Annotated in this window: 12 protein-coding genes and 1 pseudogene; 5 read left to right on the top strand and 8 right to left on the bottom strand. The window is 63.5% G+C overall.

Annotation, left to right across the window (positions count from 1 at the left end; genetic code table 11):
* Positions 1 to 28: 28 nt before the first annotated feature.
* The 4 genes from FHW83_RS27410 to FHW83_RS27395 all read right to left on the bottom strand — a co-directional run bounded on the left by FHW83_RS27410 (position 29) and on the right by FHW83_RS27395 (position 6,038).
* Positions 29 to 661, bottom strand: coding sequence for a response regulator transcription factor (locus FHW83_RS27410; RefSeq protein ID WP_176649538.1), 633 nt, complete (start codon positions 659 to 661; stop codon positions 29 to 31).
* A 128-nt stretch (positions 662 to 789) separates the two neighbouring features.
* On the bottom strand, positions 790 to 3,729 hold the full coding sequence (locus FHW83_RS27405; RefSeq protein ID WP_176649537.1) for a diguanylate cyclase: 2,940 nt from the start codon (positions 3,727 to 3,729) through the stop codon (positions 790 to 792).
* 132 nt (positions 3,730 to 3,861) lie between these two features.
* Positions 3,862 to 5,475 carry a methyl-accepting chemotaxis protein gene (locus FHW83_RS31195; protein WP_176649536.1) on the bottom strand — a complete coding sequence of 538 codons (1,614 nt, stop codon included), beginning with the start codon at positions 5,473 to 5,475 and terminating at the stop codon, positions 3,862 to 3,864.
* A gap of 233 nt (positions 5,476 to 5,708) precedes the next feature.
* The gene (locus tag FHW83_RS27395; RefSeq protein ID WP_176649535.1) at positions 5,709 to 6,038 is read right to left on the bottom strand and encodes a hypothetical protein; all 330 of its coding nucleotides are present in this window, start codon (positions 6,036 to 6,038) and stop codon (positions 5,709 to 5,711) included.
* 143 nt (positions 6,039 to 6,181) lie between these two features.
* Between FHW83_RS27395 and FHW83_RS27390 the strand changes: the two genes are divergently transcribed.
* Positions 6,182 to 6,586 carry a hypothetical protein gene (locus FHW83_RS27390; protein ID WP_218106467.1) on the top strand — a complete coding sequence of 135 codons (405 nt, stop codon included), beginning with the start codon at positions 6,182 to 6,184 and terminating at the stop codon, positions 6,584 to 6,586.
* Positions 6,587 to 6,607: 21 nt separating this feature from the next.
* Here FHW83_RS27390 and FHW83_RS27385 read toward each other — a convergent pair whose 3' ends face one another.
* Positions 6,608 to 7,390 (bottom strand): SDR family oxidoreductase, encoded by a 783-nt coding sequence (locus FHW83_RS27385; RefSeq protein WP_176649533.1) that lies wholly within the window; start codon positions 7,388 to 7,390, stop codon positions 6,608 to 6,610.
* Positions 7,391 to 7,548: 158 nt separating this feature from the next.
* Here FHW83_RS27385 and FHW83_RS27380 point away from each other — a divergent pair, with 158 nt between their 5' ends.
* Positions 7,549 to 8,460, top strand: coding sequence for a LysR family transcriptional regulator (locus FHW83_RS27380; protein ID WP_176649532.1), 912 nt, complete (start codon positions 7,549 to 7,551; stop codon positions 8,458 to 8,460).
* Positions 8,461 to 8,462: 2 nt separating this feature from the next.
* On the opposite strand, the gene FHW83_RS31430 is transcribed toward FHW83_RS27380, so the two are convergent.
* The gene (locus FHW83_RS31430) at positions 8,463 to 8,804 is read right to left on the bottom strand and encodes a response regulator transcription factor (RefSeq protein WP_373997278.1); all 342 of its coding nucleotides are present in this window, start codon (positions 8,802 to 8,804) and stop codon (positions 8,463 to 8,465) included.
* 194 nt (positions 8,805 to 8,998) lie between these two features.
* Here FHW83_RS31430 and FHW83_RS31425 point away from each other — a divergent pair.
* From FHW83_RS31425 to FHW83_RS30965, 3 genes and pseudogenes are all read left to right on the top strand, one after another.
* Positions 8,999 to 9,202: pseudogene (locus tag FHW83_RS31425) on the top strand (MFS transporter); the annotation flags it as partial.
* Between the two features lie 46 nt (positions 9,203 to 9,248).
* The gene (locus FHW83_RS27370; RefSeq protein WP_176649531.1) at positions 9,249 to 10,187 is read left to right on the top strand and encodes a family 43 glycosylhydrolase; all 939 of its coding nucleotides are present in this window, start codon (positions 9,249 to 9,251) and stop codon (positions 10,185 to 10,187) included.
* Positions 10,188 to 10,212: 25 nt separating this feature from the next.
* A complete protein-coding gene (locus tag FHW83_RS30965) occupies positions 10,213 to 10,458 on the top strand; it encodes a transposase (protein ID WP_176649530.1) in 246 nt (81 codons plus the stop codon).
* 4 nt (positions 10,459 to 10,462) lie between these two features.
* Here FHW83_RS30965 and guaA read toward each other — a convergent pair whose 3' ends face one another.
* Entirely contained in the window at positions 10,463 to 12,073 is a 1,611-nt protein-coding gene (gene guaA / locus FHW83_RS27360) for a glutamine-hydrolyzing GMP synthase (RefSeq protein ID WP_176649529.1), read from the bottom strand.
* 62 nt (positions 12,074 to 12,135) lie between these two features.
* On the bottom strand, positions 12,136 to 13,599 hold the full coding sequence (guaB, locus tag FHW83_RS27355; protein WP_176649528.1) for an IMP dehydrogenase: 1,464 nt from the start codon (positions 13,597 to 13,599) through the stop codon (positions 12,136 to 12,138).
* Positions 13,600 to 13,786 lie beyond the last annotated feature (187 nt).

Here is a 13,786-nt window from a genome sequence, read left to right as displayed (position 1 = left end):
TCTCGTGCGGGGTGTGGAAGCGGGCATGCTAGCTGCCCAGGTTGTGGTCTACCCCATAGCGCAGCATGTCCGCGTTGCTCTGGAAACCCATCTTCTGCATCAGCCGCGCCTTGTGGGTGCTGACGGTTTTATTGCTGATGGCCAGTTCATCCGCGATCTGGTTGACGCCCATGCCAGACACAAAAAGACGGAAAATGCACAGCTCGCGGTTGGACAGTTGCTCGTGCGGGTGCTTGAACTGGTCGCTATCGGTGTCGAACACCATCTGCTCGGCCAGGCCCGGGTCCAGGTAGCGGCCGCCAGCGGCCACTTTGCGCACCGCCAGCAACAAGGCTTCCGGATCGCAGTCCTTGGTCATGTAGCCGTTGGCGCCAGCTTTCAGGGCGCGCCGCACCACCAGCGCTTCATTGTGCATGCTCAGCACCAGGATGGGCAGGGCCGGCGCGCGCACGCGGATGCGGCCGATCAGGTCGATACCGCTAATGCCGGGCATCGACATGTCCAGCAACACCAGGTCGCATGGCGTGGTGCGCAGGCTATCGATCACCTGGCCGCCGTTGGTGGCCAGGGCCACCACGCACACGTCGCTCGACAGGCTAAACAGCTGCAACAGTCCGCTGGAGACTATGGCGTGATCATCGGCAATCAGGAGGCGAATCATGGCGCTCGGCTTTCAGGAAAAAGAAACCCAGCATAGGCAAAAGTCCCAGATTGCACACTCAGGTAAGTGCCAACCGCTGGGTAAGGAAATCCTGAAAACGCGCCGGGACGGGCATGCAATGCTTTCAGCTAAGGGGACTGAGGATGCGGCGCATCGGTGGCGGCATCTTCGGCGCAGGCGAATTCGACGCGGTTGCGGCCCAGCGCCTTGGCCCGGTACAGGGCCAGGTCGGCGCGCCGCACCAGCTCCAGCCCGGCAACCGGCCGGGACGGATCGAACACCGCCACGCCAATGCTGGCGGTCACCTTCAACGGCCCCTGCGCGCCGAGGTCGAACGGCGTGGCTGCGATGCTGCGCCGCAGGTGCTCGACGCGGGCGGCGCCGTCGGCGCCATCGACATCGGTCAGCAAGACCAGGAATTCTTCGCCGCCATAGCGCCCCACCAGGTCGTACGGCCGCACCCCGGCCATCAGGCGCTGTACCAGTTGGCACAGCACGGCGTCGCCGGCCAGGTGGCCATAGTTATCGTTGATGCGCTTGAAGAAATCCAGGTCCATCAGGCACAGCAGGAAGGCACCGCCCTCCCGTGGCCCCTTGGCGATCAGCTGGTCGAGCATTTCCAGCACCGCCGCGCGGTTCCAGGCCTTCGTCAGGCCATCGCGCAGGGCGCGCTCGCGCAACGCTTCCTGTGACAGCTCAAGCTCGCGGGTGCGGGCCTGCACCAGCAACTCCATCTGCGCGGCGCGCTGGCGCAGGCCGCGCACGCGCCAGCGATGCAACTGTCCGACGCCGGCCACCAGCAAAAGCGCGCACAGCAGCATGAACCAAAGGCTGCGCCACCACGGCGGCAGGATGGTGAAACGTAATTCCGCCAAGGCCGAGCTGCTGTCGGTATCCTGATTCAGCACCTGATATTCGAAACGGTAATCGCCCGGCGGCAGCGCGGCGTAGCGCGGCGTCGGCGAGGCCGAGATTGTCCAGTCCGTCTCCAGTCCGGCCAGCCGGTAGCGGAAGCGCAAGGCATCGCGATGCTGGTAGCTGAGGCTGGCGATGGTCAGATGCAGCGCACCGGCGGACCACGGCAAGGCGTCGCCATCGCCGAGGCGCACCGCCCTGCCATCGCGCTCCACCTCCTCCACTATCGCCGACAGCGGATACGGCGCCAACAGCCGCTCGGGATGAATGATGTGGGAGGCGCCGTTGCTGGTGGCGATCCATAGCGTGCCATCGGCCTCTTCGTAGAATGGCCGCGCATTGATATCGTTCCATGCCAGGCCGTCGCTGCTGTCAAACTGGCGCCACTGTTTGCGGTCCCACAGCACCAGGCCGGCATCCGTCCCCAGCCATAACCGGCCATGCCGGTCCTCGTGCATGCTCAGCAGCACTTTATCGCGCAGCGCCGCAGATGACAGCGCCCGCTTGACCAGCCCCCCGGCCGTCACGCTGGCCCGCCACAAGCCGGCCGAGCCCTGTCCCAGCCATACGCTGCCGTCGGCCGAGCACGCCAGCATGTCAAACTCCGGCTCGTTGTGCCGGCGCAGCAGATAGTCTTGCCAGCTGCCGTCACGCAACCGCCACAGCTGGGCGCCGGTCAGGAACCACAGCGTGCCGTCACGGCCCTGGCAGCTGCGCCGCGTCAGCTCGCTCAGCAGCGCGCTGCCGGCCGGCAGGCCGGCCGGGCGGCGCGCCACCGGCGCCGCCGCCGCCGGATCGAGCACATAGAGGCCGGTGGCGCTGCTGATCCAGATCCGCCCCTGGCGATCCGCCAGCAGCCCGAAAATCATGTCCAGCGTGGCCACCTGCCGCACTTGGCCGCTGGCCGCGTCCTCGCGCACCAAGCTGCCGGTATAGCTGCTGCTCCACAGGTTGCCACGCCGGTCCTGCACCATGCTGTTCCATTGTTCGTGCCGGTAGCCCGGCACCGGCACGGCGCGCGCGGCCGCGCCGCCGGCCAGCATGGCCATGCCGGAACGGGTGCCAATCCGCAGCCTTCCTGCGCGATCGCGCAGGAAGGCAAACACGTGATCGTCGGGCAGGCCCTGGGGCGCGCCCCAGTTTTCCCAATTGTCGTAGCCCTTCCAGCGCACCAGGCCGTGACCGGCGGTGCCGAGCCACAGCCCGTGGTCGCGGTCCACCAGCATGGCCGGCACGCCGCCGCCCATGCGCAAGCCGTTGGCGCCGCCGAAGTACTGCCAGCCACCGGCATGCCAGCGCGCCAGTCCCTGGTCGGTATTGATGAGCATGCGGTGATCGCCGTCCTCCACCAAGGCCGTGGCCACGGCCACCTTGCGCATCACGTTGGCGCGCGGGCTGCGCTCATGAAAGCGGTGCGCCCCCGGTGACAGCACAATCACATGGTGCTGGCCGCGCGCCCACAGCCAGCCGTCGCTGCCGCGCCGCAGGTTGAGCCAACGGTCCTCGGGAACGCCGGCGGCCACGCCCCACACCGCCACGCCGCGCCGGCTTCGCACACACAGCGCGGCGCCGCAGCCCATCCATACGTCGCCATCGGCTTCGGCCAGGACGCCAGCCAGCTGGTCGAGTTGAGGCAAGGCCTGGCGCTCGACTTTACTGAAGACAGCACGGGCGTTGACATACCCCGCAGCATCGGGCTGGGGGTCGGCCTCGTACAGCCGGCCCGAACTCACCAGCAGCAGCTTGCCCTGCGGACCAGGCGTCAGCGACTGGCCAGCGTCGACCGGCAGCGCGGCGCCGGCTGCCCGCAGCGGCAGCAGACGGCGCCCCCTGAGCAGGTAAGCGCCATCAGCGGTCCCCACCCACAGCCGCGCCAGACGATCGGCCAGCAACGCCGTGACTTGCGTGCCCACCATGCCCTCGGCCTGAGCGTAGCGCTGGAACTGCTTGCCGTTATAGCGGAACAAGCCATTGTCCGTGCCCACCCACAAGTAGCCGGAGGCGTCCTGTTCGAGGGCATTGACCGACAGATTGCCCAAGCCCTCCTGCTGGCCTAGATAGTGCAGCGGCAGTTGCTGCGCCGCGGCGTCGCCACCGCGGAAACCCGGCAGCAGGACTGCGAGCGTGAGCAGGAAATAGACATAAAGCGCCATACTTTAACCGTGTTGTCGAGATGCCGCCGGGACCTCGATCCTACCCCGCCCTGCGCCAGGCGGGATATCGGGCTGAACTGAACTTACTGTAGGGTTTTCCTGAATCGGAGCGGCCGGCCGCTCCCGCCGGCATCAGCAGGCGAGCAGTCTCGGCTGCTGCACGCGGCGCGTGGCGATGACAGGCGACGACTGACCGCGATTGAAGTCCAGCTTGAACACGCCGACCACCTCGGACAAGGTGCCGGCCAGGTCCTGCAGCGAGCGCGAGGCGGCGGCCGCCTCCTCCACCAGCGACGCGTTCTGCTGGGTCACCGCATCCATCTGGATGATGGCGCGGTTGACCTGCCCGATGCCGGCCGTCTGCTCCTGCGCGGCCGCGGCAATCTCGCCCATGATGTCAGTGACGTTCTGGATACTCTCGACCACCGAATTCATGGTCGCGCCCGCCCGCGCGGCCAGTCCGGTGCCGGCATCGACTTGCGCCACCGAGTCGCCGATCAGGGCCTTGATGTCCTTGGCGGCCGCGGCGGAGCGTTGCGCCAGCGTGCGCACCTCGCCGGCCACCACCGCGAAGCCGCGGCCCTGCTCACCGGCACGCGCCGCCTCCACCGCCGCGTTCAAGGCCAGGATATTGGTCTGGAACGCGATGCCGTCGATGACCGCGATGATCTGCACAATCTTGCCGGAGGCGGCATTGATCGCCGCCATCGTATCGACCACTTGCGTGACCACCGCGCCGCCTTCGCGCGCCACCCTGGAGGCCGAGATCGACAGCTGATTGGCCCGCCGCGCATGGTCGGCGCTCTGCCTGACGGTGGAGGCGATCTGCTCCATCGACGCCGCCGTTTCCTCCAGCGAGCCAGCCTGCTGCTCGGTCCGCACGGACAAGTCCATATTGCCGCTGGCGATTTGTCCCGACGCGGAGGCGATCACGTCGCTGCTGTTGCGGACCTGGCCCACCAGATTGACCAGGCTGGCGTTCATCTCGCGCAGCGCCCGCAGCAACTCGCCCGTTTCGTCGGCCGAATGCACCGCGATCACGCTGGTGAGGTCGCCGGCGGCGACGGCCTTGGCGACCGCCACGGCGCGCCGGAGCGGGCCGGTGATCGAGCGCGTAATCAGCCACGCGCACACGGCGCCACCGATGAGCGACAAGGCCACGGCAATCAGCAGGGCGCGCGCGGCGAAATGATATTCCTGGTTCATGTGCTCGATCGCCGCCGCATTATATTGCTCCTGCAGCGCGATCATGCGCTTGATCGTGTCAAACAGCTGGTCCTGCGGCGTCTGCAGCGAATCGAGCAAGAATTTTGTGGCCGCTTCGCTCTGGCCGGCGTCCACCAGCGCCACGACCCGCCGGAACAGTGGCGTGACGACGGCGCGACCGCTCTCCAATTCGGCCAGCAGTTGCTGGGAGGCGTCATTCTTCGCCAGCCCATGCATGCGCTCTATCGGCTCGTCCATATTGTGCAGGGCGGTATCCAGGCGCTTCAGCATGATGGCTTTCTGGCGGCTGTCGGCAAACAGAATGTAATTGCGGACGGCGCGCGCGCACATATTGAGCTCGCGCTGGATATCGGAGGCGGCGTCGATCCTCTGAAAGTTCTGGGTGATGACGGTATCGGCCTCCGCCTTGGTGCTCTCCAGCGCGGACCAGCCCATGTAGGCGACGCCCAGCAGCAGCGCGAGCAGCGCGGTAAAAGCCAGTCCTAGCCTGGTTCCGATTTTCAGATTTGCGATTTTCATTGTAGCCCCCGGCTGTTCCGTTTCATGGAAACGATGGTGTTAAGTAGCCGGTTCCTTGCACTCCACGTTATCGCGTCGCCGGGACCGGATCTCGGTGCACTCGGCACTCGCCTCAACTATAGGCAATCCCGTCCTCGAAAAACAGCGACGGTATCCCGAAACAACCGTAAGGAAATGACTACAACAAGCGCCAAAGCGTGCGATGAAATTCGACAGGCCGGCAAGCCGCGGCGTTACTTCGTGCCGCCTGGCAGACGGGCACCCTCGCCCAGGTCCTCCTGACTGAAGGCGCACCGCTCCGCCAGCACTGCCAGCTTGGCGCGGCATTCTCCCAGCCTGGCGCACAGCTCGGCATCGATCGCCAACCCACCGCGCTGCGCCTGGGCATGCATGCGGTCGGCGACCGTTTCAAACGTCGTCAGGGCTTCCTCAAACAGATGGCGCAAGCGCGCCTGCGCATCGCCGGCCCGGCCAGGCTGGGGTTGGGCCAGAATCTGGTCCAACAGATGCAGCACCGATCCGAGGCGGCCCACGTATTTTTTATAAAACGAGGCTGCGTTCATGTTCTTTCCTTACCGTCAAAAGCAGTGATCACGGTTAGTATGCCGCTGCGTTATGCCGTCACCTATAAGGCAAGGCTGATCTTGTGTAGGGAAATCCCTGCGCCTTCGGCAGCCGCTTGTTTTGCAAGAGCAGCTCTACAAGATTGGCGAGCTTCATTTGCATCCTGATCGCACACCACCCGTTCCGCGGGAAGCGGCTGACGATGGAGAAATTCCTGAGCATGGGACATGCGGTGGTCAAAGCGGAAGGCCGCAGCCAGGAAGTGTTCGAACAACTACTCATCCGGAACCGCATCTCGCGCCGGGTGGTGCTCTCCACACCGCATTTCATGTCGATTCCCTTCGTCATCGCGGCCAGCGACCTGATAGCGACCGTGCCGCGCGCAGTCGGGGAAAGTTTTGCACGCTTCGCCCCGGTGCGGCTGGTGGAACCGCCGGTGGAAGTGCCGGGCTTCGACCTGAAACAGCACTGGCACCGGAAATATGCCAAGGATGGCGCTAACGCCTGGCTAAGGGCATCGTTGGCACAGATTTTCGGACACGCCTAGAACCGCGTGCTTCGAGCTTGATTACAGGGTGGGAACCGTGCCGCCGTCGATCCGATACTCGGTCCCTGCAATCGAAGCGGATCGCGGCGACGCCAGAAAGGCGATCAAATCAGCAACCTCTTGTGGTTGGGCGGGGCGGCCCACTGGAATTCCGCCCAGCCAGTCCATGATGATTTTCTTGCCGCCTTCGTAGTCAGTTCCAGCCTGTGCAGCCGTACGCTCCGCAAACGCGACCGAAGCCTCGGTCTCGATCCACCCCGGCGCCACGCTCAGCACCCGAACGCCCTTGGGCGTCACCTCTCTGGCCAGCGACTTGCTGTACGTCGTGAGGGCCCCCTTGGCGGCGGCGTACGCGGTCGTGGATTCGGGCAGAGGCAGCACGCGCTGGATAGAGCTGACGTGGATGATGACACCCGTACCTTGGGCCAGCATGCTGGGCAACAGGGCGCGATCCAGACGCACCGCAGGCATCAAGTTCAAATTCAGCTCGGCTAACCAGTGCTCATCGCTGATGGCAGCGAAACCGCCGCCGGGCGTCTTGGAGCCGCCGAGCACGTTGACCAAGATGTCGACGCCGCCCCAATCCTGCAGGACAGTCTGAGCAAGGTGACTTGTGCCTTCCGCCGTCGACAGGTCGGCGGCGACATAGGTCACCCCGTCTACCGGCTGCGCTGGCACAGTGCGTGCGGATGTCGCCACCCGGGCGCCGGCCTCCGCAAGGGTTTTCACGACGGCAGCGCCAAGGCCCAGCGTGCCGCCGGTGACCACGGCCCGCACGCCATGCAGGTGAAGATCGAAGCTCATAGCGTGATCTCCATCGAGATCGGCTCGGGTAGGGATAATGCGGCTGGTGCATTCATGATGACGGCTCCTGGTGGTGAATGAAGTCGTAAGCATGCGCCAGTGCGCCTCATTAGAGAATGGTTTAGAATCTGAATGAATAATTTAGGACACAGTACATAATGCGGGGATCCGATTTTGCCGAGTTGAAGGCCTTCGTCGCCGTGGTGGAGCGTCAGAGCTTCGCGCGCGCGGCAGAGTATCTAGGCCTGTCGCCTTCGGCGCTCAGCCAGACCATCAGGCAGCTCGAGGAACGCATTGGCGCACGTCTCCTGAATCGCACGACCCGCAGCGTCGCGCCCTCGGCAACTGGCGAGCTGCTCTACAGTCGCGTAGCCCCGCTGTTTCGGGAGATGGCCGTTGCTGTCGCCGAGGCCAGCGAAGCGACCGGACAGATCAGCGGCACGCTGCGCATCAATACGCTGGGCATCGCAGCGCGTACCATCATTGCGCCCCGGCTTGCACGCTTCCATCAAATGTACCCTGACGTGGTGCTCGACATCGTGGTCGACGACGCGCTGGCCGATATCGTCACTGGCCGCTTTGACGCCGGCATCCGCGTGGGTAACCGGCTTGAGAAGGACATGATCGCCATCCGCCTCACGCCGGATCTCAATATGGTTGCCGTGGCGTCTCCCGACTACCTGGCTGCCCGCGGCAGCCCCAGGACCCCCGCCGATTTGCATCACCACGCATGCATTAACTGGCGGCTCCAGATGGACGGCCGGCACTATCGCTGGGAGTTCGAGAAAAAGGGGCAAAGGCTGGAAGTGGCGGTCAACGGCCCCGTCGTCACCAATCATGCGGACATCGGCATTGCCGCTGCGCTGAATGGGCTCGGCATTGCCTATCACTTCGAGCGGGATGCCGTGGGCGATCTCCTGGCGCAGGGACGGCTGGTGCAAGTCCTCGCGGATTGGTCGATTTCGCGCCCGGGTCTGTTCCTCTACTACCCGAGCAGGCAGCATCGCCCCGCCCTCCTCGGCGTGTTCATCGACTGCTTGCTGGACCGAGCGCCGTTCCACCGGCCCTAGTCTCAGGCCACCATGCCGCGCTGGGTGGCCAGCACCACCGCATGGGTCCTGGCGGTGGCGCCGAGCTTATTGAACAGCGATTTGACATGCGTCTTCACTGTCCCGACACCGATATCGAGCTTGGTGGCGATGCTTTCGGCCGCGCAGCGCTGCGGCAGGTAGCCGTGAACGCCGGCCGAGATCGCGGTGCGAATATCCCGCTCGCGCTGGCTGATGATCATCAGCCGTTTGGCCCTGCCCGGGCTGTGCTCCAGCCGCGCCAGCGCGTCGGCGTGTTCGGTGACGGGTTTCAGGATTCGGTTCGTAGAGCCGGGGCGGACCACCAGCGTCGGTTCGGGCGACACCAGAGCGATTTCCAGTTCCGAGCGTGGCGGAAAATTCTTGACAGCGGAATTGAGGCGGGATAAGTTATCGATAACAAAGATAAGCCCGCAACGACGCGGACATCTGGAGACCCCAGCCGTTATGACCAGCAAGCAGCCGCACTTCCGCTTCCTTTGCACCTTCGTCTACTTGTATTCTTCGCCCAGCCCAGGCCATGAGCATGTCGCTGCCCGCGCTGTGGTTGCGCGACGCGCTGCACCTGTCCGACACCGAGACAGGGATTGTGTTCTCGGCTAATATCATCGCCGCCATGTGTTCACAGCCGGTCTACGGCTACCTGTCCGACAAGGTCGGGATGCGTAAGCACGGGCCGTGGGTGGTCGGCGCCCTGTGCATGGCCTCCTGCCTGTTCCTGGTTCACATCTACCTTGGCGTATCTTCAAACTTTTTCAGGAGTAAGTCTGATGAAATACATGGTGTTAGCGTTAATCAGTGCCACCCTTCCAGCCTTTGCACAGGTTGGCCACCCGATCTCGCAGCGATTCAATGCGGATCCGTCACCGCATTATTTTACGTCACAAACGGGCGGACAGTTTTATCTCTACGCCACGGATGACGCCAGTAATTCTGGCAAGTACTGGGACTCAACGAGTTGGCGACTTTACACTTCCAAGGACATGAAGTCGTGGAGGGACGCAGGCATTCCTCTCGACGTCACCATATTCAAATGGGCACGCAAAGACGCTAAAGCATGGGCCCCCGAAGCAGCTTATCGCAATGGAAAGTACTATTTTTATGCGCCTATTGGGGGCGATAAGATCGGCGTCGCGATATCGGACCGGCCAGACAGTGGGTTTATAGACGCGCGGAAAGACGCACTGGTGGACAAAGCACGTGACAAGAACGCCGGCGCCGAGCCTATTGATCCGGCGGTATTTGTGGACAAGGACGGCCAAGCCTACATGTATTTTGGCACGCGCACGCCGAAGGTCGTGCGCCTTGCTGCAGATATGATCAATCTGGCGGGCGAAATCTTGGATGTCCAGATTACGGGTTTGCCGGCGTCCAACGCAAAAAAGCAGTACGGCGAGGCACCGTTCCTGCACGAACGCAATGGCATCTACTATTTCAGCTTCTCCACCGGCTGGCCAGGCCAGATCATCTATGCCACGGGCCCATCGCCGCTCGGCCCATTCGCTTATCGGGGCGTTATCTTGGACTATCTGAGGATCTCCACCAATCACCAAGCCATCATTGAACACGATGGAAAAAGCTATCTGTTCTATCACGATAACTTACTACCGGGCGGTGGCGACCATCGGCGATCAATCGCCATCGCCCCACTCGAATACGAAACAGATGGAAGCATCCGTCAGATCAATTTGAGTGCGACATCCCGATAATATTCATCTAGGCCAGCGCCAGGCCGTGCTGGCTGTGATCAATACAATTTTCGTGCAGGAGAGCGCCGAAGCGGCCAGTGCACAATGGTGCTCGGTAACGGACCAGCTCAGGCCGAAACTTCCCAAGGTTGCCGACATGATGGTGGCTGCGGAAAATGAAGTGCTGCCCTTCATGAGCTTCAGCGTTCACGCACAAAAAAGACTAAGCCCCTGGGAAATCAGGGGCTTAGCCTCAGCCGTTTGCCAGGCAGCGCCAGCCGCCGCTGGCTAAGGAATTATTCCCACTCGATGGTTGCTGGTGGCTTACCGCTGATGTCGTACACCACGCGGTTGATGCCACGCACCTCGTTGATGATGCGGTTGCTGACCTTGCCCAGCAGCGCGTGCGGCAGGTGCGCCCAGTGGGCGGTCATGAAGTCCTGCGTCTGCACGGCGCGCAGCGCCACCACGTACTCATAAGTACGGCCGTCGCCCATCACGCCCACCGATTTCACCGGCAGGAACACGGCAAACGCCTGCGAGGTCGCCTCGTACCAGTTGCGCGGCACGGCGTCCTGGTCGAAGCCAGGCACCACGGTCGCCTCGTACGGGGTGTTGCGCAGTTCTTCGATGAAGATGGCATCGGCCTGGCGCAGCAGGTCGGCGTATTCCTTCTTCACCTCGCCCAGGATGCGCACGCCCAGGCCCGGGCCAGGGAACGGATGGCGGTAGACCATGTCATGCGGCAGGCCCAGCGCCACGCCCAGCTTGCGCACCTCGTCCTTGAACAGTTCGCGCAGCGGTTCCAGCAGCGACAGTTTCATGTGCTCCGGCAGGCCGCCCACGTTGTGGTGCGACTTGATGGTCTGGCCCTTCTTGCCCTTGCCGGCCGATTCGATCACGTCCGGGTAGATGGTGCCCTGCGCCAGCCATTTGGCGTTGACCAGCTTGCCCGACTCCTTGTCGAACACTTCCACGAACTCGCGGCCGATGATCTTGCGCTTCTGCTCGGGATCGGTGACGCCGGCCAGGTGGCCCATGAACTGGTCCTCCGCGTCGACGCGGATCACTTTCACGCCCAGGTTCTTGGCGAACATGTCCATGACCATCTTGCCTTCGTTCAGGCGCAGCAGGCCGTGGTCGACGAACACGCAGGTCAGTTGGTCGCCGATCGCGCGGTGGATCAGCGCCGCCGCCACCGACGAATCGACGCCGCCCGACAGGCCCAGGATCACCTCGTCCTTGCCGACCTGCGCGCGGATCTTCTCGACCGCCTCCGAGATGTAGTCCGGCATGTTCCAGTCCGACTTGCAGCCGCAGATCTCGTGCACGAAGCGGCTCAGCATGACCTTGCCCTGCACGGTGTGGGTCACTTCCGGGTGCCACTGCACGCCGTAGAACTTCTTCTCTTCGTTGGCCATGGCGGCGATCGGGCACGACGGCGTGTCGCCCATCAGCACGAAGCCCGGCGGCATTTCCAGCACCTTGTCGCCGTGGCTCATCCAGACCTTCTGCATGCCGTGGCCCTCGTCGGTGACGAAGTCGACGATGCCGTCCAGCAGCTTGGTGTGGTTGCGCGCGCGCACCTCGGCGTAGCCGAATTCGCGCACCTTGCCGTTTTCCACCTTGCCGCCCAGCTGCGCGGCCATGGTTTGCATGCCGTAGCAGATGCCCAGCACCGGCACGCCCAGTTCGAACACGGCGTCCGGCGCGCGCGGCGCGTCGCCTTCCAGCGTGGAGCTGTGGCTGCCCGACAGGATCACGCCGGCGGCGCCGTAGTTGCGCACGAATTCGTCGCTGACGTCATACGGATACACTTCCGAGAACACGCCTGAATCGCGCACGCGGCGCGCGATCAGCTGGGTCACTTGGGAACCGAAATCGAGGATGAGGATTTTAGAGTGCATGGAGTTTGAACGAGTTTGAATATATAGAAAAACGCCGGCGGGCCGCCGGCGTTTGCAAGGTGTTAGTCGCCGGAACGGTAGTTCGGCGCTTCCTTGGTGATCTGGACATCGTGCACGTGCGATTCGCGCATGCCGGCCGAGGTGATCTCGACGAATTCCGCCTTGTTGCGCAGTTCCTCGATGGTGGCGCAGCCGCAGTAACCCATCGACTGGCGCACACCGCCCACCAGCTGGAAGATGATCGCCAGCACCGAGCCCTTGTAGGCCACCCGGCCTTCGATACCTTCCGGCACGAACTTGTCGGCCTTCATGGTGGCGTCCTGGAAGTAGCGGTCGGCCGAACCGTCCGACATGGCGCCCAGCGAGCCCATGCCGCGATACGATTTGTACGAGCGGCCCTGGTACAGGATCACTTCGCCCGGGGCTTCCTCGGTGCCCGCGAACATCGAGCCCATCATGACGGTCGAGGCGCCGGCCGCCAGCGCTTTCGAGATGTCGCCCGAGAAGCGGATGCCGCCGTCGGCGATGCACGGCACGCCGGTGCCTTCCAGCGCTTCGGCCACGTTGGAGATGGCGGTGATCTGCGGCACGCCCACGCCGGCCACGATACGGGTGGTGCAGATCGAGCCGGGGCCGATGCCGACCTTGACCGCGTCGGCGCCGTATTCCACCAGCGCCTTGGCGGCGGCGGCGGTGGCGATGTTGCCGCCGATGACGTCCACTTGCGGGTACTTGGTCTTGATCCACTTCACGCGGTCCAGGATGCCTTGCGAGTGGCCGTGGGCGGTGTCCACCACCAGCACGTCGACGCCGGCGGCGACCAGCAGGTCGATACGCTCCTCATCCTTGGCGCCCACGCCAACGGCGGCGCCCACCAGCAGCTTGCCCTGCGAGTCTTTCGACGCCAGCGGGTGCTCGTGCGATTTCTGGATGTCCTTGACGGTGATCAGGCCGCGCAGCTCGAACGCGTCGTTGACCACCAGCACGCGCTCCAGGCGGTGCTTGTTCATGAGGCGCTTGGCTTCGGTGGTGTCGGCGTCTTCCTTGACGTACACCAGCTTTTCGCGCGGGGTCATCTTGGCGCGCACTTCGGCGTCCAGCTCTTGCTCGAAACGCAGGTCGCGGTTGGTGATGATGCCGACCACTTCCTTGCCTTCCACGACAGGGAAACCGGAAATGCCATATTGCTCGGTCAGCTTGATGACGTCGCGGATCTTCATGGTCGGCGGAATGGTGATCGGGTCACGCAGCACGCCGGCCTCGAAGCGCTTGACGCGCGCCACTTCACGCGCCTGGTCCTTCGGATTCAGGTTCTTGTGGATGATGCCAATACCGCCCTCTTGCGCCATGGCGATGGCCAGGCGGGCCTCGGTGACCGTATCCATGGCTGCCGACAGCAGTGGGATGTTCAGGCTGATGTTGCGGGTCAGACGGGTTTTGAGGGACGTATCCGCGGGAAGAACGTTGGAGTACGCTGGGACGAGCAGCACGTCATCGAATGTGAGTGCTTTTTGGAGTAGACGCATAGCATTTCCTATAGGCGCAAAAGCAGATTATACAGAAATTGCACCTGTTTGTCAGCAACTTACCCAAACCACCGGGGACAATAGGTATAAGGGGAACTTGCAACCAATATGTTTGGAGTGGTTTGGCAAAGTCTGCATTTTCGCCAATTTTTCGCCCAAATTTCGCCCACGTTTTTGGGCTGAATCA

The sequence above is a fragment of the Duganella sp. SG902 genome, from assembly GCF_013376005.1.
Taxonomy (GTDB): Bacteria; Pseudomonadota; Gammaproteobacteria; order Burkholderiales; family Burkholderiaceae_D; genus Rugamonas.
Note: the sequence above shows the minus strand (reverse complement) of the source record. Positions and strands in the feature narration are given on the sequence as shown.